General features: G+C 69.7%; 21 protein-coding genes. 5 read left to right on the top strand and 16 right to left on the bottom strand.

The window, feature by feature from the left end:
- Positions 1 to 74: 74 nt before the first annotated feature.
- The 4 genes from IE251_RS16385 to IE251_RS41710 all read right to left on the bottom strand — a co-directional run bounded on the left by IE251_RS16385 (position 75) and on the right by IE251_RS41710 (position 4,581).
- The gene (locus IE251_RS16385) at positions 75 to 641 is read right to left on the bottom strand and encodes a GNAT family N-acetyltransferase (RefSeq protein WP_189753708.1); all 567 of its coding nucleotides are present in this window, start codon (positions 639 to 641) and stop codon (positions 75 to 77) included.
- 269 nt (positions 642 to 910) lie between these two features.
- On the bottom strand, positions 911 to 2,101 hold the full coding sequence (locus tag IE251_RS16380; protein ID WP_189753681.1) for an MFS transporter: 1,191 nt from the start codon (positions 2,099 to 2,101) through the stop codon (positions 911 to 913).
- Between the two features lie 17 nt (positions 2,102 to 2,118).
- Positions 2,119 to 3,420 carry an MFS transporter gene (locus IE251_RS16375; protein WP_200692426.1) on the bottom strand — a complete coding sequence of 434 codons (1,302 nt, stop codon included), beginning with the start codon at positions 3,418 to 3,420 and terminating at the stop codon, positions 2,119 to 2,121.
- 375 nt (positions 3,421 to 3,795) lie between these two features.
- Positions 3,796 to 4,581, bottom strand: a complete 786-nt coding sequence (locus tag IE251_RS41710) for a FadR/GntR family transcriptional regulator (RefSeq protein ID WP_189753679.1) — start codon at positions 4,579 to 4,581, stop codon at positions 3,796 to 3,798.
- A 204-nt stretch (positions 4,582 to 4,785) separates the two neighbouring features.
- Here IE251_RS41710 and IE251_RS16365 point away from each other — a divergent pair, with 204 nt between their 5' ends.
- Positions 4,786 to 5,406, top strand: a complete 621-nt coding sequence (locus tag IE251_RS16365) for an AsnC family transcriptional regulator (RefSeq protein ID WP_267925953.1) — start codon at positions 4,786 to 4,788, stop codon at positions 5,404 to 5,406.
- A 14-nt stretch (positions 5,407 to 5,420) separates the two neighbouring features.
- Here IE251_RS16365 and ilvC read toward each other — a convergent pair whose 3' ends face one another.
- The 4 genes from ilvC to IE251_RS16345 are packed head-to-tail and all read right to left on the bottom strand — an operon-like array spanning position 5,421 to position 9,671.
- Positions 5,421 to 6,392, bottom strand: a complete 972-nt coding sequence (ilvC, locus tag IE251_RS16360) for a ketol-acid reductoisomerase (protein WP_189753677.1) — start codon at positions 6,390 to 6,392, stop codon at positions 5,421 to 5,423.
- 37 nt (positions 6,393 to 6,429) lie between these two features.
- Positions 6,430 to 7,458, bottom strand: coding sequence for an acyl-CoA dehydrogenase family protein (locus IE251_RS16355; protein WP_189753676.1), 1,029 nt, complete (start codon positions 7,456 to 7,458; stop codon positions 6,430 to 6,432).
- Positions 7,459 to 7,473: 15 nt separating this feature from the next.
- Complete coding sequence (locus IE251_RS16350) at positions 7,474 to 8,655, bottom strand: acyl-CoA dehydrogenase family protein (RefSeq protein ID WP_189753675.1); 1,182 nt, start codon at positions 8,653 to 8,655, stop codon at positions 7,474 to 7,476.
- Between the two features lie 41 nt (positions 8,656 to 8,696).
- Positions 8,697 to 9,671 (bottom strand): enoyl-CoA hydratase/isomerase family protein, encoded by a 975-nt coding sequence (locus IE251_RS16345; protein ID WP_189753674.1) that lies wholly within the window; start codon positions 9,669 to 9,671, stop codon positions 8,697 to 8,699.
- Positions 9,672 to 9,986: 315 nt separating this feature from the next.
- On the opposite strand from IE251_RS16345, the gene IE251_RS16340 reads away from it, so the two are divergent.
- On the top strand, positions 9,987 to 10,484 hold the full coding sequence (locus IE251_RS16340; protein WP_189753673.1) for an Lrp/AsnC family transcriptional regulator: 498 nt from the start codon (positions 9,987 to 9,989) through the stop codon (positions 10,482 to 10,484).
- Between the two features lie 23 nt (positions 10,485 to 10,507).
- Here IE251_RS16340 and IE251_RS16335 read toward each other — a convergent pair whose 3' ends face one another.
- From IE251_RS16335 to IE251_RS16305, 7 genes are all read right to left on the bottom strand, one after another.
- Positions 10,508 to 12,736 carry an anthranilate synthase component I gene (locus tag IE251_RS16335; RefSeq protein ID WP_189753672.1) on the bottom strand — a complete coding sequence of 743 codons (2,229 nt, stop codon included), beginning with the start codon at positions 12,734 to 12,736 and terminating at the stop codon, positions 10,508 to 10,510.
- Between the two features lie 36 nt (positions 12,737 to 12,772).
- Complete coding sequence (locus tag IE251_RS16330; RefSeq protein ID WP_189753671.1) at positions 12,773 to 13,297, bottom strand: gamma carbonic anhydrase family protein; 525 nt, start codon at positions 13,295 to 13,297, stop codon at positions 12,773 to 12,775.
- A complete protein-coding gene (locus tag IE251_RS16325; protein ID WP_189753670.1) occupies positions 13,294 to 14,919 on the bottom strand; it encodes a class I adenylate-forming enzyme family protein in 1,626 nt (541 codons plus the stop codon). The genes IE251_RS16330 and IE251_RS16325 overlap by 4 nt, the downstream gene beginning before the upstream one ends.
- On the bottom strand, positions 14,916 to 15,170 hold the full coding sequence (locus IE251_RS16320; protein WP_030789009.1) for an acyl carrier protein: 255 nt from the start codon (positions 15,168 to 15,170) through the stop codon (positions 14,916 to 14,918). The genes IE251_RS16325 and IE251_RS16320 overlap by 4 nt, the downstream gene beginning before the upstream one ends.
- 70 nt (positions 15,171 to 15,240) lie before the next feature.
- Positions 15,241 to 16,455, bottom strand: a complete 1,215-nt coding sequence (locus IE251_RS16315; RefSeq protein ID WP_189753669.1) for a cytochrome P450 — start codon at positions 16,453 to 16,455, stop codon at positions 15,241 to 15,243.
- Positions 16,456 to 16,529: 74 nt separating this feature from the next.
- The gene (gene panC, locus IE251_RS16310; protein ID WP_189753668.1) at positions 16,530 to 17,408 is read right to left on the bottom strand and encodes a pantoate--beta-alanine ligase; all 879 of its coding nucleotides are present in this window, start codon (positions 17,406 to 17,408) and stop codon (positions 16,530 to 16,532) included.
- A 166-nt stretch (positions 17,409 to 17,574) separates the two neighbouring features.
- Complete coding sequence (locus tag IE251_RS16305) at positions 17,575 to 18,102, bottom strand: gamma carbonic anhydrase family protein (protein WP_189753667.1); 528 nt, start codon at positions 18,100 to 18,102, stop codon at positions 17,575 to 17,577.
- Positions 18,103 to 18,420: 318 nt separating this feature from the next.
- On the opposite strand from IE251_RS16305, the gene ilvD reads away from it, so the two are divergent.
- The 3 genes from ilvD (at position 18,421) to IE251_RS16290 (ending at position 21,521) form a co-directional block, all read left to right on the top strand.
- Entirely contained in the window at positions 18,421 to 20,283 is a 1,863-nt protein-coding gene (ilvD, locus tag IE251_RS16300) for a dihydroxy-acid dehydratase (RefSeq protein ID WP_189753666.1), read from the top strand.
- Between the two features lie 81 nt (positions 20,284 to 20,364).
- Positions 20,365 to 21,120: an SDR family NAD(P)-dependent oxidoreductase gene (locus tag IE251_RS16295; protein ID WP_189753665.1), complete on the top strand. Its 756-nt coding sequence runs from the start codon at positions 20,365 to 20,367 to the stop codon at positions 21,118 to 21,120.
- Positions 21,117 to 21,521 (top strand): RidA family protein, encoded by a 405-nt coding sequence (locus tag IE251_RS16290; protein WP_189753664.1) that lies wholly within the window; start codon positions 21,117 to 21,119, stop codon positions 21,519 to 21,521. Before IE251_RS16295 ends, IE251_RS16290 begins: the two co-directional genes overlap by 4 nt.
- Positions 21,522 to 21,599: 78 nt before the next feature.
- Here the strand turns inward: IE251_RS16290 and IE251_RS16285 are convergent, their stop codons facing one another.
- Positions 21,600 to 23,888, bottom strand: coding sequence for a bifunctional salicylyl-CoA 5-hydroxylase/oxidoreductase (locus tag IE251_RS16285; RefSeq protein WP_200692425.1), 2,289 nt, complete (start codon positions 23,886 to 23,888; stop codon positions 21,600 to 21,602).
- Between the last annotated feature and the right edge of the window lie 2 nt (positions 23,889 to 23,890).

Raw genomic sequence — 23,890 nt, 5'->3', positions numbered from 1 at the left:
CTCGGTTCGTGCTGGGGTGGGGGTGGCGTGCGGCTGGCTCCGGACGACGACAGATTACATGGAAATCATTTCCACTAAGCCGCCGCGTGCCCGGGGTCGCCCATCGCGCCTCCGGTCCGCTTCAGGGGGATCTCGAAGTGCACGACGCTCTGTCCGCCCCCGGCGTCCTCGCGCTCGTCGTGCACGACCGTGCCGAGCGAGCGCCAGAAGGGTTCGGCGCCGGGCACGGCGGGGTCGGTGTGCAGGTACACGGACCGGTAGCCGCCGTCCGCGGCGGCGAACTCCAGCAGCCGGGCCACGAGTTCGCGCGCGATACCCCGGCGCCGGTGGTCGGGACGCACGTACACGCGGCGCAGTTGCGCGGTCGTACCGGAGGGGTACCGCCCGGCCAGCCGGGGCGGGTTCGGCGGCGACTGCGGGCCGCGCGAGTCCAGGGCGCCGGTGCCGACGACCTGCCCGGCTCCGTCCACGGCGACGAGCAGGGTGTGCCGGGCGGGCGCGAGGTAATAGGCGGCCGGGTCCACGATGTCGGCGTGCCACCGGGGCACGTATCCGGTGCCGAAGTCGCGGTAGACGGTGTCGAGCATGACGGACCTCGCACTGTCGAGGTCGTCGGCGGTCGCGGGCCTCACGCTATACATACGCACTTGCACATCATATGCATTAAGTGCGAGGTCATGATCACGGGTCGCGGCCTCCGGCCCCCTGAGCGAGACGCCCTGACAGCGAGACGCCCTGACGGAGAGGCGGAGGCCGGGCAGGAGCCTTCGGAGCGGGTACGCGGGTCCGGCGGCGGCCGTCGAGCGGACCGGAGCCGGAGACCGGACCCGCGCAGCCGTCCGTGCCGGAAGCCGCGCGGGCAGGCTCCGAACCCTCGGTGCCCGCCCGCGCGGCCTGCGTCGCCCGCGGCTTACGGAGCGGTGCTCGTGGCCTGCTGGGGCTGCGGGCCGGGAGCGGCCTTCCTGCGGTCGGCGGCACCCGAGATGAGGGCGAGCACGAGACCGCCGGTCGCGAGGGCGGCTCCGACCCCGTTGGGTGACGAGTAGCCGTAGCCCTGGTCGATGGCGAGGCCGCCGAGGAAGGCGCCGAGGGCATTGGCCACGTTGAAGGCGGAGAGGTTCGCGGCGGCGGCGAGGGTGGGAGCCCCGGAAGCCTTGTCCAGGATGCGCATCTGGAGAGCCGGGACGTTCGCGAAGCCGAACATGCCGAGGAGGAACAGGGTGACAAGGGCGAGGACCTTGTCGTGGGCGGTGAAGACGAACAGGACCAGCACCACGGCCATCGAGCCGAGGAAGACGTAGATGCTGCGCATGAGGTGACGGCCGGCGAAGCGGCCGCTGAGCAGGTTGCCCGCGGTCATGCCGAGGCCGAAGACGACCATGATGGGGGTCATGGAGCCTTCGTCGAAGCCGGCGACCTTGGTCATCATGGGAGTGACGTAGGTGAACGAGGCGAAGACTCCGCCGAATCCGAGCATGGTCATGCCCATGGCGATCCAGACCTGCGGGCTCTTGAACGAGGCCAGTTCCTGGCGCAGGCCCACCTCGTCCGGTCGGCCCTCGTAGCGGACGAGGAGCAACACGCCCGCCATCGCGACGAGGCCGATACCGGCGATCGCCCAGAAAGTGACCCGCCAGCCGGCCTGCTGCCCGAGGAGGGTGCCGAGCGGCACACCGATGACATTGGCGAGGGTGAACCCTCCGAACATGACGGACATCGCCTTGGCCCGCTTCTCCGCGGGTACCAGGTCGGCGGCGACGACCGTGCCGACGCCGAAGAAGACACCCTGGGGGACGCCGGAGACCAGCCGGGCGGCCATGAGTGTCGTGTAGTCGGGGGCCAGGGCCGAGGCCACGTTGCCGACGACGAGCAGGCCGATGATGGTGAGCAAGGTGACCTTGCGGGCCCATCGGGTGGACAGCGCGGTCATCAGAGGCGCCCCGACGATGACGCCGATGGCGTAGCCGGTGATCAGGTTGCCGGCGGTCGGGATCGACACGTCGACACCGGTGGCCACGTCCGGGAGCAGGCCCATGATGGCGAACTCGGAGACGCCCACGGCGAACGCGGCGATGGCTAATGCGATGAGTGCGAGAGGCATGAGAGAGAGCGGTCTCTTTACGACGAAGGGACGGACAGGGGCAGGACTTCGGGTGGCGTCGGCTCGGTTCTCCGGCGGGGGGCTATGGCCACGACCAGGACCGCCGCGCCGACGAGGGCGCCCGAGATGACGAACATGGCTGTCTCGAATCCGCCTGTCGCGTCATGGATCCAGCCCGTCAGGTACGGAGCCGCGAATCCGGCGAGATTGCCGATGCTGTTCACCAGTGCGAGGCCCACGGCGGCCGCTGCCTCCGTCAGCCAGAGAGTAGGGATCTGCCAGAACGGTGGAATGGCGGAGTAGATGCCGACAGCGGCCACACTGAGGGCACCCACGATCAGGAAGACCGAGCCGAGGTGGAGGGCGACGCCGACTCCGAGCGCGCCGACCAGGCAGGGCAGGGCCACGTGCCAGGCACGCTCGCCGGTGCGGTCGGAGTGCCGGCTCCACAGCAGCATGGCGATGGTGGCGAAGGCGCAGGGGATCGCCGTGATCAGTCCGACCTCGAACGGCGAATAGTGCGTGCCGAAGCGCTGCTGGAGACCTTCGACGACTTTCGTGAGGAAGAAGCTGATGGCGTAGAAGCCGTAGATGATGCCGAAGAACACCGCGATGAGGCCCAGGACACGCGGGTTCTTGAGGACGTCGCGGCCTCGTACGTGAGCCTTGCTCGCGCGCGTGGCGGCCTTGTCCTCCTCGATGATGAGGGCCAGACGGTCCGCCTCGTCCGGGGTGAGCCAGTGCGCACCGGCGGGCCGGCTGGGGAGATATTTGATCACGACGAACGCGAGGGTGACCGCAGGGAGTCCTTCGACGAAGAACATCACACGCCACGGTTCGATGCCGCCGATCCGCACGTACTGGAGTATCAGCGCGGAGAGCGGCGCGCCCAGGACGGTCGCCAGCGGAACGGAGAGGAAGAAGAGAGAGAAGATCCGGGCGCGTTCACGGGCCGGGAACCAGTAGGTGAGGTAGAGCAGGATGCCGGGGAAGAAACCCGCTTCGGCCACGCCCAGCAGGAACCGGACGGCTGTGAAGCTCCTCTCGCCCTGCACGAAGGCCGTGCCGATGACCACCAGGCCCCAGCTGAGGATGATGCGGGTCAGCCACACGCGGGCACCCAGGCGATGCATCATCACATTGCTCGGTACTTCGAACAGGAAGTAGCCGATGAAGAAGATGCCGGCACCCAGGCCGTAGGCGGTCGAGGTCAGTGCCAGGTCGTTGCTCAGCGGGGTGGCCGCGAATCCCACGTTCACGCGGTCCACGTAGTTGACGAAGTTCAGCAGGATGAGGATCGGTACGAGTCGGACCGTCACCTTCCGGATGAGGGCGCGGTCTGCCGGGCTCCGTTGCGGGCCCGTGCCGGTTCTCTCGGTGCTCTGAACGGCCATTCTCTCTCCATGCTCGGAGCGGACGCGGCCCTATGCGCGGCATGGACCCCCGTTGGTAGCCAATCGCTCACATTACTACACTCCCACTGAACACCTGTCCAGTCGGAGTGCTAATTTTTAGGCATCTGGAGAATTGACGGGAGAACGCCGGCGGAGCCGGCCGGGCCGGGCCGTCGACGCGGCCGGGTGCGGGAACGACCGGGAGCGGTGGGCTTTGCGTTTTCGTTGCACGAGCGGGGCGAGAGGATGACCGGTCGCCCCCTGGAAGCCACTTGACACGTGATGCTGGTCAGACCAGCATCAGGACAGCAGATCCGCAGTGAACAGGGGGAGGGGCGGATGCTTGCGACCCTGGCCGAGTGGATAGCACTCGAGTATGTCGCCCGCCGCGCGGTCGCCGGCCCGACGGGAGTCCCCCTCCGCGATCGCGTCGAGAATCTTCTGGTGGCGGCTGACGTAGTCCCGCATCACGGTGCCGCGGTCCTCGGACTTCGTCAGAAGGTCTCCGATGAGGTGCTTCACCGCCGACCTGCAGCCACTGGAGCACATCGCGATCAGGCGGTTTCCGGAAGCCTCCGCGACCGCGTGATGGAAGGCGGCGTCGGCCTCGCCGAAGGCGACGGGGTCTCCGTCGATCAACTCCCTGAGGGCATCCTGCCGTTTGCGCATCTCGGCCAGGTGTTCCTCGGTGCGGTGGGCCGCCGCGAGCGAGGCGGCGGTGCTCTCCAGGAACACCCTGAACTGCACCAGGTCGTCGACCGCGTTGTGGAACCGGGAGGTCGAGAGCAGCGCACGACGGAACGGAGCCTCGCTCGGCTCCTGGATGCGCCAACCGCCGGTGGGGTCGTTGGGGTGCGCGCCGAGGAGCCCGTCGCCGACGAGTTCCTGGATCGCCTCTCGTACGGTCGCACGACTGACGCCGAGCCGTTTGGAGAGTTCCCGCTCCGACGGAAGGCGATCGTTCACCTTCAATTCCCCGCTGGCCAAAGCTCGTTCGATCTCCACGACGACCACGCGCGACGCACGGGTCCTGACGCTTGCGATCTTCGCGGTTCCACCTGTTTCGACCTTGTCGGAGCGAGGCATTCTGCTGATCCACCCTAGGGGCTGTCTTGGTGCCTGGCAAAGGCCCACTTGGCCGTCAGATCCCGCCCAGACTACGGGCATCAGCTCACGCCTGGAACATCTCCGGGCATTCCGCTTTCGTCGCGGTCTTCCGCGGCCGGGACGGCAGCGGCCACAGCAGCGAGGCCTCACCAGGCGTCTGCAAGCATATGTAAGGAGTCCACCATGGTACGTCCCCTGTCCGAAACGATCAACTTACCGGCACCGCCGCGGGGCGGGACCACGCCGGCCGGCCAGCACACGTCAGGGTCCGCGGCGCGGTCCGACCACTCGCGTGATCGCGTCGACGCACAGGACCGTTCGATCGTCTCCTTGCTCCTCCGCAATCCCAGGCTCAGCTGCGAATCCCTCAGCCGGGCGCTCAACATGACACCTCGTCAGGTCGACACGAGCATCGCCCGACTGGAGCGGATCGGTGCCCTTCGCGGCTGTCGGGCCGTGGTCTCCTCCGCGGTCTCCGACGTGGACCCGGGTGCCCGCGCCGGTGGGACCGGAACGTTCCTCGCCGTCACCACGGTGCGGTCCGCCGAGTTCACCGAGGCTGTCCAGAGCCTGGGGCACGGCGACAGCCTGACCGTGCACACGGTGGCCGGGCGGTGCAACGCCGTCATCCGGATCAGCGGATCCTGCGAGATCCGGTCCGACGTGACGCGGCTTCTGGACGACGGCCGCCCCCAAGGACAGCTGTCCGGGCGACTCGAAGTCGCCGTGGTCCAGAAGCGCTACGACAAGGTGCACGGCCCGCGGCACCACAGGGCGACGCCGACCGGCTCCCTGGCCCGGTAGGGACGGTTCCGCTCTCAGCCCGCGAGCCTCCGCAGCCGGCTCCCCACGGCCTCGGCGGGGTGGGCCGCCGCCTCGGCCCGGGCGGCGTCGAACGCCGGGCGGCCCCGCTCGTCCTCGGACACCCACTGTGCGGCAAAGGCGCCGCTTCGGATGTCGGCCAGCAACTCGTTCATGTGCTTGCGGACGGCCGCCCAGACGGGCCTGTCGGCCGTCCAGTAGTCCCCGTACTCGGCGGTGTCGGAGATGAACGTACGCATGCCCGCGATCCCGTGGTCGTGGATCAGGTCCACGACCAGTTTGAGTTCCTGGACACATTCGAAGTACGCGGACTCGGGCTGGTAGCCGGCGTCGACCAGGGTTTCGTAGGCGGTCTTGACCAGACCGGTGACCCCGCCCACGAGCACGGCCTGCTCGCCGAAGAGGTCCGTCTCGGTCTCCTCCGCGAAGGTGGTGGGCAGCAGACCGGCCTTGCCCCCGCCGATCGCGTCGCCGTAGGCGCGGGCGAGTGACCACGCGTCACCGGTGGCGTCCTGTTCCACCGCGACAAGGCAGGGAACACCGTGGCCCTCCGTGTAGGTCGATCGCACGGCGTGCCCGGGAGCCTTGGGTGCGACCATGGCCACGTCCACCCCTTCCGGAGCGGTGATGCGCCGGTAGTGCACGTTGAAGCCGTGCGCGAAGAGCAGCAAGGCACCCGGTCCGAGGGCGGGCCGTATCTCCTTCTCGTACAGGGCGGGTTGCGCGGTGTCGGGGACGAGCACGGCGACGAGGTCCGCACCCGCGACGGCCTCCGCCACCGTGCGTACCCGCAGTCCGTCCTCGGCGGCGCGGGACGCTCCGGCCGACCCCGGGCGTAAACCGATGACGACGTCGATGCCCGAGTCCCGAAGGTTCAGTGCCTGCGCCCTGCCCTGCGAGCCGTATCCGAGAACGGCGACGCGCCTGGTGCGCAGCGCCGCCCGGTCCGGCTCATTGACATCCAGCATGGGTGTACCTCTCCATTCCGTGGATCGTGCTCGTTTCCTACTCCGCCGCGGCGGCGGCCACCTGGCCTCTGAGGTACTCGATGACGTCGTCGGTGGTGGACGCGGGCGTGCCCCAGAGACTGCGCAGGACCTGGCACCGGCGCAGCTGCCGATGCAGGTCGCCGGACCAGCGCAGGCCGTCCGCGCCGAACAGCTGGACCGCCTCGGTGAGGACGGGGAGCGACTCGTGGCGCAGCAGGATCCGGGTGACCGCGGCGGTGTGTGCCTCCGGGGCGCCGGAACCGTCGTGCCGGGCGGCCGCGGCGTACACCATGGAACGGCTGAGCTCCACCGCGCAGAGCATGTCGGCGCACGTGTGGGCGACGGACTGGAAGGCGCCGATGGGACGGCCGAACTGTTCACGGCTGCGGGCCCGGTCGACGCAGGCGTCCAGGGTCCACTGCATGACGCCGAGGAGCTCCGCCGCGGCGAGGACCTGGCCCAGTGACACCAGGGCGCGTTCCGCGTCCCAGGACAACGCCTGATGTTCCGGGACCCCCACCTGGTCGAGGGTGACGGTGAGCAGCCGACGGTCCGGTTGGACGGTACGGGATGACGTGACCCGCACTCCACGACCGGCCAGCGGTACCGACACCAGGAAGCGCCGTCGGCGGTGGGCCGCGAGGACGAGGGCGTGGCCGGCGGTGGCGGTGTCCGGGGCGAGAACGCGGAAGGTGCCGTCGACGGCGAATGTGCCGGCGCCGCGCCGGATCTCCAGGGCGCCGTCAGTGCCCTGGCAGACCGCTGCCAGTACGTGGGGAGCGGACTCCAGGACGGGACGGAGCCCGGGGTGGCGAGCCGCGATCCAGGCGAGGGCGATGCGTTCGCCCGGGTGGAACGGGCCGCAGGAGGCTCCGGCCGCCTCGGCGATCAGGGCGGCACGCAGCAGGCTGTCGTCGTCGGGCACGGGCGCCGCGGCCCACAGGTCGTCGTAGAGCGAGTGCTCGGCCGAGGGGGCGGCATCGCGGAAGGTCTTGAGAGCGTGCTCGCGCAGGGCCACGAGGTCGGACCCCAGGGTGAAGTGCATGACGGACTCCTGGCGTCAGCAGGGGAGCTTGAGGACGTGCCGGGCGATGGTGGTGCGCTGGATGGCGTTGGTGCCGCCCTCGATCTCGTTCGCCATGGCGCGGTACATCTCCCGTCGCCAACCGGTGGAGACCCCGGTGGGATCGGGTTCGACGATCCCGTCCAGGTCCTGGGTCTCCATCCCGAAGCGGGCGATGTCGCTGGACAGGCGGGCCCACAGGAGCTTCTCGGTGGAGGCGATCTGGCCCGGCAGGCCGTCGTCCTCCATCTCCCCCATTTTGCGCCGGGCGAGGTGGCCGAGCGCCTCGAGGCGGGCGTGGAGCAAGGCCAAGGATCTCAGAACGCTGTCGTCCGGCAGCCCCGCGGCCGGCACACCCGGAGCGAACACGTCCCGGGTGAGCCCGTCGAAGGTCCGCTTGAGGGCCGCGATGCGGATGAGCGTCGCGCTGCCCCGGGCCAGCGTGAGACTGGTCATGACGGTGCGCCAGCCCTTGTTCTCCTCACCGACCAGGGCGTCGGCGGGGACCTCGACGTCGTCGAGGTGGAGGTCGCACTCCTCGGCGTCGCCGTAGAGCATGGGGATCGGCTCGATGGTGACGCCCGGGGAGCCGAGCGGCACGATGAAGCAGCTCAGCGTGCGATGGCGTTCGGCGGGGTCTCCGGTGCGGGCCAGGACCAGCGCGAAGTCGGCGAACTGGGCCCAGCTGGTCCAGCGCTTGTGACCGCTGATGCGGTAACCGTCTGCGGTCCGGGTGGCGACGGTGGTCACGGCGGCCAGGTCGGATCCGGCCGCCGGCTCGGAGAACCCCTGGCACCACACCTGAGAGCCGTCCATGATGCCCGGCAGGTAGCGCTCCCGCTGCTCGTGGCTGCCGCACCGCAGCAGGGTGGGTGCGACCAGTTCGACGCCGACCCAGTCGGCGATCGGCAGGGCGCGGGCGCGGGCCAGTTCCTCGCTCAGGATCAGGCCGTGCACCGGGGTGAGTCCGCGGCCGCCGTACTCGACGGGCCATTCGACGCCGATCCAGCCCCCGGTGGCCAGGGTGCGGTGCCACTTGCGGCGGACGGCGAAGCGCAGTGCCACCGAGGCCTGCTCCTCGAAGCCGGGCTCACGCCATTCCGGGCGTACGTGTGCGTCCAGCCAGGTTCGAAGCTCGTGCCGGAACCGAGCCTGGTCCGGGGTCTCCGTCACATTCATGAGAGCGGCCCTTCGTGTCCGTCACTGTTGTGGGAGGTCGGTCAACCGGCCTGCTTCTCCAGGGCCGCTCCGCAGTGGCCGCAGAACCGATGGCCGGCCGGCAGGCCGGTGGCGTCGCAGCTGCCGCAGGTCACTACGGGGGGCCCGTCGATGAACTCGGGCGAACGGTCCTCCACCGCGGCGGTACGCAGGGCCAGCCGGTCGGGCTCGCGCTTCTCGAGGAAGGAGCGCATGCCCTCGTACGCCTCGGGCGAGCCGCTGTGGATGCCGAGCCATTCGCCGGCGTGCGGGGCGGTGAGCGCCCAGATCATCTCCTTGGCGGAGTTCATCTGGACCTTCGCGTAGCGCAGGGCCTCCGGGAACTTGTCGGCGAGGCTGGCCGCCATCTCCGCGACCGCCGCGTCGAGCTGGTCGCGCGGTACGACCCGGTTGACCATGCCCCATTCCAGGGCCTGCCGGGCCGTGATCTTCTCGCACAGGAAGGCCGCCTCGCGGGCCCTGCGGTCGCCGACGAGCTGGGGAAGCCACTGGGTGACCCCGATGCCGGAGACGCTGCCGCGGGCCGGCTCGGCCTGCTGGATGACGACGTCGTCGGCGGCGATGGCGAGGTCGCATGCCATGTTGAGTTCGTTGCCGCCGCCCAGGACCAGGCCGTTGAGACGGGCGATGGTGGGCTTGCCGCACCGCATGATCGCCGTCTGCATGGCGATGAACTCGCGGATCCACTTGTTGTAGTCGCGCGGGCGCTGGCAGAGCTCCCAGTGCTCGCGCAGGTCGGCGCCGGAGCAGAAAGCCCGGTCACCGCTGCCGGTGAGGACGATGACGGCCACCGAGTCGTCCCGTTCGGCCAGCCGGAACGCTTCCTGGACCTCCTCGAAGAGCTCCAGGCAGAAGCTGTTGAGGGTGCGCTCCCGGTCGATGGTGACGGTCGCGGTCCAGCCTTCCCGCGTGTAGCGCAGGGAGTTGAACTTGGTGTCCCGGGCCTTCTCGCCCGTCAGGCCGGCAACTCTCGACATGAACACTCCCCTGCCTGGCACGCGCCAGAGTCGACAGAACAGTCTGACCGCAGAGTAACTATCTGTGCGGACAGTTGTCCAGTGGGAAGAGAGTTCAGGATACGTTCATCCATGATCGATCCGGCGGCGACCATGGAGGTATTACCGTGACACCCCCTTCTTCCGGACAATCGTCCGGAGAACAAGCCGTATCGTCGGCCCAGTTATCTGAGGATGGGTAAACGCATATACTTTTGTCCACCAACCACATCTGATATGTCACTACGGCAACCAGCCGACGAGGCGCCCGCACCCGCAGAGCGAGGACCATCCACCATGAAGACGCCCAGCGCTGACGCCGCCGCTCTCCGCGATACCCCTTCGCCCTACGTGCCGGACGAGACCGACCGCCGCATCATCGAACACCTGGTGAACAACGCGCGGCAGTCGGCCCGCGCCATCGCCCGCGAGATCTCCATGTCTCCCGGCGCCGTCTCGGAGCGGATCAGCCGGCTGGAGGCGGCCGGAGTGATCCTCGGTTACCACGCCGACATCGACGCGGCGGCGCTCGGTTTCGGCGTGGACGTACTCGTGGGGGCACTGGTCGACCAGCACAGCGGGATCGAGCAGACCGTGGACGCGTTGCTGGAGATCGAGGAAGTCCAGACGGTCTACCTCACCACCGGAGCCTGGGACCTGGTGATCGAGGTGCGCGTGCGTGACCACCCGCATCTGCGTGACGTCATGCTGGGGTCGATCCGCGCCGTGCCCAACCTCCAGCGCAGCGAAGCGATGATCATCCTGGAAAGCCACAGCGGCCAGACCAAGGCCTGACCGCCGGCACCCGCCGCGAACGCTCAGCGGGCGATCGGCCGCGCCGCCCGGAGCGTCCGCACCACGTTCCCGATCAGCCGCAGTCCGTGCCCGCCCTTCAGCGACATCAGCGACTCGGGGTGGAACTGCACTCCGCTCACCGGGAGTTCCCGGTGCCGCACGGCCATGACGACACCGTCCTCGGAGAGCGCTGTCACCTCCAAGCAATCCGGTACGTCCTCCGGCAGGACGTGCAGTGAGTGGTAGCGGCCCACGGGGAACCGGCCGGGCAGCCCCTCGAACAGGGGGTCGTCGGGCTTCCGCACGCGCAGTTCGGACGGCCGGCCGTGCACGGGCCGCGGCAACACCGACAGACGGCCGCCGAAGTACTCGACGATGCCCTGCATGCCCAGGCACACTCCGAACACGGGGATGCCGGCCACGGAACACTCGTGCACCGTCTGCGAGATCTTGAACTCCTCCGGCCGGCCCGGTCCGGGCGAGAGCACCACCGCGTCGGCATCCGCGAGGTAGCCCCGGTCGAAACCCCACCGGCGGGTGCTGGCGGCGCAGCCGGTCTGCCGGAAGTAGTCGGCCAGGGTGTTGACGAACGAGTCCTCGTGGTCGATCAGCAGCACCCGCAGCGCCGGCCCGTCCGGAGGCGGGGTGACGGCGTCGGCCGTGCCCCGGCCCGCCGGCCCGGCCACGACCACCTGGCCCGCTCCCGGCGGGGACGCCCCCGTCACGGCGCTGAGCACCGCCGACGCCTTCAGCCGCGTCTCGCGCTCCTCCGCCTCCGGATCACTGCCCAGCAGAAGCGTCGCGCCGACCCGCACCTCGGCCTCGCCCGCACTCAGGCGTGCCGCACGCAGCGTCAGGCCCGAGTCCAGCGTGCCGTCGAAGCGGAACACCCCGACCGCGCCGCCGTACCACCGGCGTGGCGAGCGCTCGTTGTCCTCGATGAACTGGGTCGCCACGTGCTTGGGGGCGCCGGTGACGGTGACCGCCCACATATGACTGAGGAAGGCGTCCCAGGCATCACAGTCCTCGCGCAGGACGCCGTGGACGTGGTCCACCGTGTGGATCAGCCGGCTGTAGACCTCCACCTGGCGCCGCCCGATGATCTCGACCGTGCCCGGGCGGCACACGCGCGATTTGTCGTTGCGGTCCACGTCCGTGCACATGGTCAGCTCCGCTTCCTCCTTCTCGGAGCCGAGCAGGTCCCGGATGCGTTCCGCGTCCTCCAGAGCGTCCGTGCCGCGGGCGGCGGTGCCGGAGATGGGGCAGGTCTCGACGCGGTCGCCGGTGACCCGTACGTACATCTCGGGTGAGGCGCCCACCAGCGACTCGCCGCGCCCGAGGTTGAAGAAGAACTGGTACGGCGCCGGATTGGCGGCCACGAGCCGGCGGTAGACCGTGCTGGGCCGGGCCTCGACCGGCCGGCTGATGGTCTGGCTCAGCACCACCTCGAAGAGTTCGCCGCGGCCGAAGGAGTCCAGCGAGCGACGGACCCCCTCCTGGTACTCGTTCTTGTCGTCGGTACCGGCCTCGCAACGGCTGCTGTCGACGAGTTCGGTGAAGGCCTCCCCCGCGGCGGTTCCGCGGAGATCGGTGCCCGACGGAGTGGAGCGACCGGAGTCGAAGGTGTACACCCGCTCGGTCAGCCGGTCCCGTTCGGCTCCGGCGGTCAGCAGGCGTCCCGGCAAGTACGCGACGATCTTGCGCAGGTCGTCGGGACGTTGCAGCCCCGGCGTGATCGGGTCGAGTTCGGCCAGGAGCTCGTACCCGAAGGCCGAGTACCACCCGAAATGATGGTCCTGGTCGGTCGCCAGGCCCGCCGAGGCCAGGCGCAGCGGTTCCAGCGAGGTCGGCCGGGTCGTGCGCATCTCCTCGGTGAGCTCCGGCCGGCCCCGCACGACCGTGCCGGTGAACACCGATCCGTCCGCGGACCAGGCCAGGTCCGCCACCGAGGGCGCGCCGGCCAGGACATCGAAGACGAAACGGGCCACCGGGCCGGCATCGGGGCGCAGCAGAGTGAACCGGAAGTCGTGCTGCAGCGCCTCGTACACGAGGAAGGGCTCCGTGAAACCCAGCCGCCACGGGGTGTAACGGCCGGGGTAGCTCATGGCGCTTTCCAGCAGCCCTCCCGGACGGCTGTCCAGGGAGTCCACCAGCATGTCCCAGTCCCCTGAGGAGGCAGCCCGGGTACGGCAGCGCACGGTGAGCGCGCCGCAATGCCAGTGGGTGTGGGTACTCGGATCGAGCATGGTCATGGCTGCTGCCTCATTCCCCGCTGCTGTGGTGTCCGGTCAATCGGTTCGTTCGGAGTAGTTCTTCGCGAGATCGAGGTAGGAACCGCAGGCCCGCTCGATGTAGTCCCGCTCGTCGTCGGTCAGCGGACGAAGCGCCCGGGCGGGGTTTCCCACCAGCAACATCCCGGGTTTGGGCGAGTAGTTGGGGCGTACGACGCTGCCGACCGCGACGAAGGTGTACGGGGGCAGGTCGGCGCCGTCCATCACCACCGAACCACTGCCGACGACACAGCGGTCGCCGATGGTGCAGCCGTGCAGGTGCACCTTGTGGCCGATGGTGACGTCCTCGCCGATGACGACCGGCCGGCCGTGCCATTGCGAGGTGTCGCAGTGGATGACCGTGCCGTCCTGGACGTTGCTGCGGGCGCCGATCCGGATCTCGTTCTGATCGGCTCGCAGAACCGCCTGGAACCAGATGCTGGCCTGGTCCTCCACGGTCACGGCGCCGATGAGGTCGGCACTCGGGGCCACGTAGGCAGTGGGGCTCACATCGGGTACGCGGCCCTGGTAGTGGTGGATCACCCTTCGTCCTCCTCCGACGGCCGGACACGCTCGGCCAGCAGCTCTTCCACCCGGCGGCGCAGGATCTTGCCGTTGGCGGCGCGCGGGAGCTCGGCGATGCCCAGGTCCGTGACCGGGACCAGCCTCTTGGGCACCTTGAAGGTGCTGAGCTTGGCCCGCAGAACGCGCAGCCAGTCCTGCGCGCGGGGCGGCGCGCCCTCCGCCAGGCCGTACACCAGGACCAGTTCGGAGCCCATCACCGGATCGGGCACATGACTCAGGACGGCCTCCTCGATGCCCTCCAACTCGGGTACGAGGTTCTCCACCTCGGAGGGGTAGACGTTCTCGCCGCCCACGAACAGCATGCTGTCGAGCCGTTCGACGATGAAGAGGTTGCCGCTGGAGTCCAGGTGGCCGATGTCCCCGGTACGCAACCAGCCGTCCCGGATCTGCCGAGCGGTCAGCTCCGGATCCTCGTGGTAGCGGGTGAGGAGGTTCTCGCCCCGGATCCATACCTCGCCGTTCTCGCCGGCCGGCTGGTCGGTGCCGTCCTCGGCGACGATCCGGATCCGGCAGATCGGCAGGGTGCGGCCGGCGCTGCCGAGCACTCGGCCAGGATCGTTCGGGGCTTCCACCGTCGCCACCGACGTCGTCTCGGTCAGCCCGTACACCTGGTGCACAGGGACCGAGAAGGCGGACTCGAAGCGGGCGATCAGCTCGCCGTCGAGACGCGAGCCGCCCGAGAGCATCCCCTTGAGGCCGGTCGGGACCGCGTCCTGGGGCCGTTCGGCCAGCAGGGCCATGTAGGCGTTGACGACGAGGGTCCAGGTGGGGGCGAACTTGGCGACGGTGGGCCAGAAGCGCAGCATCGCGACTTCGGAGCGGACAGCCGTCGTACGGCCGCCGGACCACAGCGGGGTCAGGGTGGTGAAGACCTGCCCGCTGTTGTGGAAGAGGGGACAGGCCGTCAGGAAGGTGTCCTCCTGACCGATGCCGAACCATCCACCGAGCGCGAAGGAGTCCGACAACAGGCTGCGGTGCGGGAGCACCACGCCCTTGGGAGGCCCGCTGGATCCGGAGGTGAAGACGATCTCGGCGTCACGGCCGGGGTCGGCGTCGGCGAGGTCCATCCGGGAGGAGAGCCGTCCGTCGCCGCCCAGGGCCAGGATCGACTCCATGAAGGCGCCCTGGTCCGCCACCGGCACGATGTGCGCGGGGTGGACACCGTCGGGGATGCGGGACGCGGCGGCCGCATCGTGGATCAGGATGTCGGGGGCGGTGCGCGCGAGGATGCCGCCGATCTCGCCCGCCCCCAGTTTCGGGTTGAGCGGAACCAGTACGCGGCGCCCGGCGAGGGTGCCGAGGAAGAGCAGTGCCGCCAGGGTGGAGTTGTGGAACAGCGTGGTCACGGTCGCGCCGCGGGGCACGCCGAGGCCCTCCAGATACGCGTCCAGGCCGGCGGCGAAGGCCTCCAGCCCACGGAAGGTGACGGGGGCGATGCCTCGTTCGGCCGGCTGGACGAAGACGCGGTCCCCGTGGTCGGCCGCGGCCACGGCGACCAGCTGCGCCATGTCGGCGGCACGCGCCCGGTGCGCCGCGCTCCACAGGGCCGGGGCTGATCCGGCCGAGGGCCCCAAGGTCACGAACCGGTCCTTGCCGCTACGATCGAACGGCTGATGGCCGCGGCGGTGGGAGCGGCGAAGAACTCCTCGACGAGTTCCACGTCGAAGCGGATCTCCAGGGCCGCCACGATCTGGGCGGCGAGCAGCGAGTCCACCCCGCAGTCGAGGAGGTTGTCCTCGGCACCGATGCGGGCTTCCTCCACCTTGCTGTTGATGATCTCCAGGACGGTCTGCTGGATCTGTTCCAGGGACTCGTGCGTCTGCTGCGGCATGTGGGCCTCCTTGCTGTGGGTGCGGTGCGGCGGTGCCGGACGGTCGGCGGACTCGGCGGGCCGGGCCGGGTCAGGCGGCCTTGACGCCGACGCGCAGGCTCTCGATGCCGGCGATGAAGTTGGACGGCACGCGCTTCACTTCCTCGCGCAGCTCTACTTCTCTGGTCTTGTTCAGGAACTCGTCGAAGAGGATCCGCATCTCGAGCCGCGCCAGATGGATGCCCAGGCAGATGTGCGGGCCGGCGATGAACCCGAGGTGCTTGTTGGGGCTGCGCGTGATGTCGAACCGGTAGGGAGCCTCGAAGACGTCCTCGTCCCGGTTGGCCGAGATGGTCCAGACGGTGACCGCGTCGCCCTTCCTGATCTTCTGACCGCGCACTTCGACATCGCGGGTGGCCTTGCGGATGAAGTGGATGGCCGGGGTCGTCCAACGGACGGTCTCCTCGACCATCCCGGGCAGCAGGGAGCGGTCCTCGCGCAGCAGCTCGGCCTGGTCCGGGTTCTGGATGAGGGCGAGGATGCCGCCGGAAGCGGCGTGCCGGGTGGTGGAGTTGCCGCCCTGCATGATGTTCAGGCAGTTGAGGATGGTCTCCTCGTCGGTCAGGGGCTTGTCGTCGAAGCGCAGCGAGGCCAGCATCTTGAGGTGACCGCTGCACTCGTCGGAGGCCAGCAGCCGCATCAGGTACTTCAGCAGCTCGTGGTTGGCCGCGTTGGCGCTGGTGTCGAAGTGGCCGCTGACCGGGCACGTGTTGGCGTTCGTCTCCTCCTGCGACCGGCGGCTGAGGTCGAACAGCTCGGGCCAGTCGCGCTCGGGGAAGCCGAGAAGGCCGAAGACCACCGCGGAGGTGACGCGGTCGGCGATCTCGGCGGCGAAGTCGAACTCCTCGCCCTGGGCGAGGGCGGCGTCGATGGTCCTCCGCGCGAACGTGCGGACCTGGTCCTCCATGCGCGCCATGGCGCGGCGGTTGTAGTGCTTGTTGAACTCCCGGCGCAGCACCTTGTGGTGGCCGGGGACGGAGAATTCCAGCATCTTTCCGGCGGCCGGGTCCCGGCGGTCACCACGGAAGGTGTCGAGGGTGACGCCGTACTCGGTGGTGAAGGTGCCGGGGTTCCTGTGCACCCGGGACTGGTCGTCGTGCTTCAGCAGGACCCAGTACCCCTGGGAACCCTCCTCCTCGTGGAAGAAGATCGGCTTCTCGCGGCGCAGGCGCTCGAAGACGGGATGCGGGTCCTGGGCGGCGTAGAAGCGCGGATCGGTGATGTCGATGTCATCGATGTGAGGCATGCTGAAATCTCCGCTGCTCGTGTGGGTGGTCGCCGAAGGAGATCCCCGGCCGCTGGACTGCCACCGGGCCGTTGTCAGTTGGCCCGGGCCGCGACCTCGGGCGGCAGCGGGCGGGACAGGCGGTGGTTGTCGAGCACGCGGAGCCGGCCGAGGTCGGCGGCGACGACCAGCAGGGCGTCGTCCGTGGCCTCGGTCAGGTCCTGGAACGAGTTCCTGTCGACCAACGCCGCGTAGTCCAGCTTCGCCGCGGTCGCCTCGACCGCCCGGGCGGCCGCGGCGGCGAGGGCGTCGGCCCCCCGCTCACCGGTGTCGTACAGGGCCTTCGCCGCACGGATCGCGTCGACGACACAGCCGGCCAGAGCGCGCTCCTCGGGGCTCATCAGCTTGTTGCGGGAGCTGAACGGCAGGCCGTCCTCCTCGCGGATGCTGGGGCAGGGGACGATCTCCGTGGGCCAGTTCAGGTCCTTGCTGACCTGCTTGACCAGTGCGAGCTGCTGGGCGTCCTTCTCACCGAAGTACCAGCGGTGCGGGACACAGAGCTGGAAGAGCTTGGTGCAGATGGTGGAGATGCCGCTGAGCATGTTCGGCATGCGGGCGGCCTCGTAGCGGCCCTCCAGGTCCGGAACGGTCACACGAGTGACATATCCCGGCGGGTAGACGGCCTCCCGGGAGGGCACCAGCACGGCGTCGACGCCCTTGCCCTCCAGCTTCTCGAGGTCACCGGTGGGGTCGTACGGATAGGCATCGGCCTCCTCGGTGCCGCCGTTGAACATCAGCGGGTTCACGAAGACGCTGGACACCACGTAGTCGTTCTCGGCCCGGGCGCGGTCCACCAGGCTCAGGTGCCCGCGGTGGACCGCGCCGAGCGTGGCGAACAGCCCTATCTGCCGGCCGCTTTCACGGACCTTCAGGTTGTGATCGCGGAACTCGATCGGGTCGTTGAAGACCTTCATGTCGCTACCTCTCGGCTGGAGTCGGGCGCGGTGGGGCAAGCAGGCCAGAGGTGCCCGCCACCCCCGTCAACTTAACGGATGTTCAGTTGACGGACAAGACAGGAGACAATTGCTCACTGGATTGGAGTTTCTCAATCCTTACGTCCTGTCGCCCCTTGCGCTCACGTCAGTCGCCGGCGCCCTTGCGGTAGCGCACCGCCAGCGACTCGTAGACCCGGGACGGCCGGGTCAGCCCCTCGCGCTCCTCGGCCGTCAACTCCCGTACGACCTTCGCGGGGGCACCCACCGCCAGCACGCCCGGCGGAATAGAGGCGCCGGGCGGGACCAGCGCACCCGCGCCGAGTAGCGCGCCCGCACCGATCTCGGCACCGTCCAGCACGATGCTGCCGGAGCCGATCACCGCCCCGTCCCCGATCCGGCAGCCGTGCAGGACGGCCGCGTGACCGACCGTCACGTCATCGCCCAGGACCAGCGGGCTGCCGGGGTAGTCCGGCGGGTCGGCGTGCAACACGGCATTGTCCTGAATGTTGCTCCGTCGCCCGACGCGGATCCGGTTCTGGTCCGCGCGCAGCACCGCGCCGAACCAGACGGAACTGCCTTCGCCTATCGACACCGCGCCGACCAGCGTGGCGTTCTCGGCGACGTACACCCCCTCCGCCAACTGCGGCTCTTCACCTTCGAACGCGAGCACCATCGACCCTCCAGGGTGTGTTCTCAGCGGGAGATCCCGAAAGTCAGCGCATAGATCCAGCCAGCGAGATCGGACATTCGTGCACTGGTCGAACGATCAGCCGGACAGCCAAGCACTTGAAAGTAGCCCTTGGCGGGCGATCGTGGAAGAATGAAGCCCGCGACGCCCTGCTCAGCCATCCAGCCTCGCTGCCGCGCAACTCCGGGCACAACAGGTCGAGCTGACCACCCATGAAGCTCATCGCATCCGAGCCGGGGCGGGCCCATACGCCCTACGCCGTCGCTCGAGCCGCCCTGTCACAAAGCCGCAAGGAGAGCCCCCATGCCCACATTGAGGTCGAAGACCGTAACGCACGGACGCAACATGGCGGGCGCGCGTTCACTGTTGTACGCCTCCGGACTCAAGCCGCAGGACCTCGGCAAGCCGATCGTCGCCGTCGCCAACAGCTACACGCAGTTCGTCCCCGGGCACATCCACCTCCAAGAGGTCGGAACCATCGTCAACGACGCCGTCTGGGCGGCCGGCGGAGTGGCGCGCGAGTTCAACACCATCGCCGTGGACGACGGCATCGCCCAGGGCCACGGCGGCATGCTCTACTCCCTGCCCAGTCGCGAACTCATCGCCGACTCCGTGGAGTACATGGCCAACGCCCACTGCGCCGACGTCCTGGTGTGCATCTCCAACTGCGACAAGATCACCCCGGGCATGCTCCTGGCCGCGCTGCGGCTGAACATCCCGACCGTCTTCGTCTCCGGCGGCCCCATGGAGGCCGGCAAGCTGGCCGGCTCCGGCAACCGCCCGGACATGATCGGCATGGACCTGGTCACGGCGTTCTCCGCGGCCACCAATGACCAGTACTCCGACGAGGACGTCTCGGAGATCGAACAGTCCGCCTGCCCCACCTGCGGCTCCTGCTCCGGCATGTTCACCGCCAACTCCATGAACTGTCTGGTGGAGGCACTGGGTCTGGCCCTGCCGGGCAATGGTTCGGTCCTGGCCACTCACGCGGCGCGGCGCAAGCTCTTCGAGGAGACCGGACGCCTCGCCGTCGAGATCGGCAAGCGCTACTACGAGCAGGACGACGAAGGAGTCCTGCCGCGCAACATCGCCGACCGCAAGGCCTTCGAGAACGCCATGGCCCTCGACATCGCCATGGGCGGCTCCACCAACACGGTCCTCCACCTGCTGGCCGCCGCCCGCCAGGCCGAACTGGACTTCACCCTCCAGGACATCGACGCGCTCTCCCGCCAGGTCCCCAACCTGGCCAAGCTCGCTCCCAGCGGCCCGTTCCACATGGAGCACGTGCACCGGGCCGGTGGCATCCCCGCCTTCCTCGGTGAACTGCGCCGGGCAGGGCTGCTCCACGAGGACGCGCGGACCGTCCACAGCCCGACGCTCGGCGCGGCGCTGGACGCGTGGGACGTCCGCGGCACCGACCCGAGCCCCGAGGCGGTGGAGTTCTTCAAGGCCGCGCCGGGTGGTGTGCGCACCATCAAGCCGATGAGCCAGAGCAACCGGTTCGCCTCGCTGGACCTGGACGACGAGAAGGGCTGCATCCGCTCCGTCAAGCACGCCCACTCCCCCGAGGGCGGCCTGGCCGTGCTGTACGGCAACCTCGCCCCGCACGGGGGCATCGTCAAGACCGCGGGCGTCCCCGCCGGTATGGAGACCTTCGCCGGGCCGGCCCGCGTCTTCGAGAGCCAGGAGGAATGCGCGTCCGCCATCCTCAACAAGGAGATCAAGGCGGGCGACGTCATCGTCGTGCGGTACGAAGGCCCGCGCGGCGGACCCGGCATGCAGGAGATGCTGTACCCGACCAGCTACCTGCGCGGCCAGGGCCTGGACAAGAAGTGCGCCATCATCACCGACGGCCGGTTCTCGGGTGGATCCGCCGGTGTCTCGGTCGGCCACATCTCGCCCGAGGCCGCCGCGGGGGGCCCGATCGCCCTCATCGAGGAGGGCGACATCATCCGCATGGACATCGGGGCGCGCACGCTGGAACTCGATGTCCCGGACGAGGAACTGGCCGCCCGCCGGCAGCGGCTCGTGAACGGTGGCGGCTTCGTGCCGCGCGACCGCGACCGCCCGATCAGCGACGCCCTGCGGGTGTACGCCGCCTTCACCACCTCTGCCTCCGAGGGCGCGGTGCGCGACCTGGACCAGGCGACGATCACCTATAAGTGACACAAGCGCACGGACGGTCCCCGGGGCGCGCGGACGGCACCCCGGGGAGGCGTCAGGCGCCTCGATGAAGGAGCCCGGCCTATGGACATACGCAACTGTCTCGTCACCGGGGCAGGATCCGGCATCGGTGCCGCCGTGGCCGAACTCCTCTCCGGCCAGGGTCACCGCGTCGCCCTGGCCGGACGCCGGGAGGAACCGCTGCGCGAGCTCTCCGCCCGGTTGCCCGGCCCCAGCCTCGTCCTGCCGACGGACGTCACCCGCCCCGAGGACATCGAGTCGATGTTCGCGGCCTGCGAGGAGCGTTGGGGCCCGGTGGAGGTCCTGGTGCACAGCGCCGGCGCGGGGGACTCGGCCCGCCTCGAGAGCACCACCGACACCCTGTGGGACCGACAGCTGGAGCTGAACCTGACGGCCCCCTTCCGCTGTGTGCGGCGAGCGGTGCCGACGATGCGCAAGGCCGGGTTCGGCCGGATAGTGGTCGTCGCCTCCGTCGCGTCCAAGACCGGGGCCCCGTATGTGAGTGCCTACACCGCGGCCAAGCACGGGGTGCTCGGACTCGTCCGGTCCGCCGCCGCGGAGCTGGCCGATACCGGCGTCACCGTCAACGCCGTCTGCCCGGGGTATGTCGACACGCCCATGACGGACCGCTCCGTCGCCTCCATCGCCGCGCGCACCGGCCGGGACGCGGACGGCATCCGGGCGAAGCTGGCCGCGGCGCAGCCCATCGGGCGGCTGATCCTGCCCGGCGAGGTGGCGGCGGTCATCGGCCTCCTCGTCCAGGAGGGGGCCCTCAACGGGCAGTCCTTGGTGGTCGACGGGGGGAGCGTGCAGTCATGAGCGGCATGGAACGGATCAACCCGGGACACCTGGCCCCGGCCACCGGCTTCAGCCACGCGGTCCGTGTCACGGGCCCCGGACAGCTGATCTTCCTGGCCGGTCAGACCGCGCTCGACGCGGCCGGCCGTATCGTCGGCGATGACATCACCGCGCAGTTCGAGCAGGCTCTGGCCAATCTTCTGGCCGCCGCCCAGGCCGCCGGCGCCGGCCCCGGCGACCTGGCCAAATGCACGGTGTACGCCGTGGACGTGGCCGACTACCGCGCCCACGCGCGCGAGCTGGGCCTGATCTGGAAGCGGCTGGTGGGCTCCAGCTACCCGACGATGGCGGTCATCGGCGTCACCCGGCTGTGGGACGAAGAGGCGCTCATCGAATTGGAGGGTGTCGCCGTCCTCCTCTGAGACGCGGCCCGGACCGGTCCGGTTCGCCGACGGTGTGCCGAGTCGTCCCGGGGGCGGTCGCTTCCGTCCCGGGGCCGGTCACCGACGGCCGGTCGGCGGCTTGCGGCTGCCGGCCCGCAGCTGGACCGGCCATTCGACCGCCTCGGGCACCCCGCGCTCCGCTGCCGCGTGCAGCGTCCAGTACGGGTCGTACAGGTGCGGCCGTCCCAGGGCGCACAGGTCCGCTCGCCCGGCCAGCACAATGCTGTTGACGTCGTCGTCACTGCTGATCGCGCCCACGGTGACGGTCGCGACCCCCACCTCGTTGCGGATCCGGTCGGAGAACGGGGTCTGGTAACTGCGCCCGTAGGCGGGCCGGGCGTCGGGGGTGGTCTGGCCGGTGGACACATCGATGGCGTCCGCCCCGTGCCGGGCGAACGCCTCGGCGACGCGCACCGCCTCGTCATCTCCCAGCCCGCCCGTGACCCAGTCGGTCGCGGAGATCCGGACCGTCATCGGACGCTCCTCGGGCCACACCGCGCGGACCGCGTCGAAGACCTCCAGCGGGAAGCGGAGCCGGTTCTCCAGCGAGCCGCCGTAGGCGTCGGTGCGCCTGTTGGCCACGGGCGTGATGAAGCTGGAGAGCAGATAGCCGTGCCCGCAGTGCAGTTCGAGCAGGTCGAAGCCGGCCCGCTCGGCGGCCCGTGCCGCGGCGACGAACTGATCGCGGACCACCTCCATGTCCGCGCGGGTCATCTCCCTCGGTACCTGTCCGTGCGGCAGGTACGGCAGGGGGGACGGCGCGAGGAGCGGCCAGTTGCCGTCCGGGAGCGGCTCGTCGATGCCGTCCCACATCAGCCGGGTGGACCCCTTGCGGCCGGAGTGGCCGAGCTGGACGCCGATGCGCGCGCCGGTTCCCCGGACGAAGTCGACGATCCGCCGCCAGCCCGCCTCATGTGCCGGCTCGTAGAGCCCGGCGCAGCCGGGAGTGATGCGCCCTTCGGCCGAGACGCACACCATCTCCGTCATCACCAGTCCGGCCCCGCCCTGGGCCCGGCTGCCGTAGTGGACCAGATGGAAGTCGCCCACCAGGCCGTCGACCGCGGAATAGGTGTCCATCGAGGAGACCACGACACGGTTGCGCAGCTCCAGGCCGCGCAGGCGATAGGGAAGGAACATGGGAGGCCGGGGCCCGGTGCCTTCCGGGACGGTACCGCGGCGGATCTCCGACCCGACGAACCAGGCGTCGACCTCCGCGACGAAATCCGGGTCGCGCAGCCGAAGGTTGTCGTACGTGACCCGGCGGCTGCGGGTCAGCAGGTTGAAGGCGAACTGGAGCGGCTCCTGGCCCACGTACTGTTCGGGGTGCTCGAACCATTCGAGGCTGGCGCGGGCGCTGCGCTGCAGACTCTCCACCACCGGGCGGCGCTGCTGCTCGTAGGCGTCCAGGGCCGCCGGGACGTCCGCGAGCGGATCCGCGCAGCCGGCCAGCCGCTGGGCGAGGACGGCCGCGTCCTCCATGGCCAGCTTGGTCCCGGAGCCGATGGAGAAGTGCGCGGTGTGGGCCGCGTCGCCGAGCAGGACCGTACGGCCGTCGTGCCACCGCTCGTTGGTGATGGTGGTGAAGGCGGCCCACCTGCTGTGGTTCGTGAGAAGCCGGTACCCGGCCAGGGCACCGGCGAAGAGCCGCTCGCAGTCGGCCGTGGCCTCGGGACCGACCGGTTCGCCGTCCGCGCCCGGGGAGCCGTACCGGCGCCACACGGCATCCGGCATCTCGATGATGAACGTACTGCGGTCCTCGCTGTACGGGTAGGCGTGAGCCTGGCAGACGCCGTACTCGGTCTCGGCGATGAAGAACTTGAAGGACTTCAAGGGCAGATCGGTGCCGAACCAGATGTACTTGCAGTGGCGCTCCTCCGCCCGCTGTCCGAACCGTTCGGCGTGGCGTTGCCTGGTCCCTGAACGGGCACCGTCGGCGACGACCACCACGTCGTAGTCGGACAGCTCGGCCGGATCCGGCGCCGGGGTGCCGAACCGGAGGTCCACGCCGAGTTCACGGCAGCGCTCCTGAAGGATCGACAGGAGCTGATGGCGCCCCATCGCGGCGAAAGCGTGGCCGCCGGAGGTGACCACCTGGCCGCGGTAGTGGACGTCGATCGCGTCCCAGGTGACGAAGGAGCTCGCCATGCGCTCGTGGACGGTCCTGTCGCTCTGCGCGACCCCTTGCAGGGTCTCGTCCGAGAAGACCACGCCGAACCCGAAGGTGTCGTCGGCGGCATTGCGCTCCCACACGGTGATCCGGGCGGCCGGGTTCCGCTGCCGCATCAGGGCGGCGAAGTACAGACCGCCGGGCCCGGCTCCGATACAGGCGATGCGTATGGCTGACATTG

It is taken from the genome of Streptomyces eurythermus (assembly GCF_014649115.1).
Lineage (GTDB): Bacteria > Actinomycetota > Actinomycetes > Streptomycetales > Streptomycetaceae > Streptomyces > Streptomyces eurythermus.
This window is presented reverse-complemented; position numbering and strand designations above follow the sequence as displayed.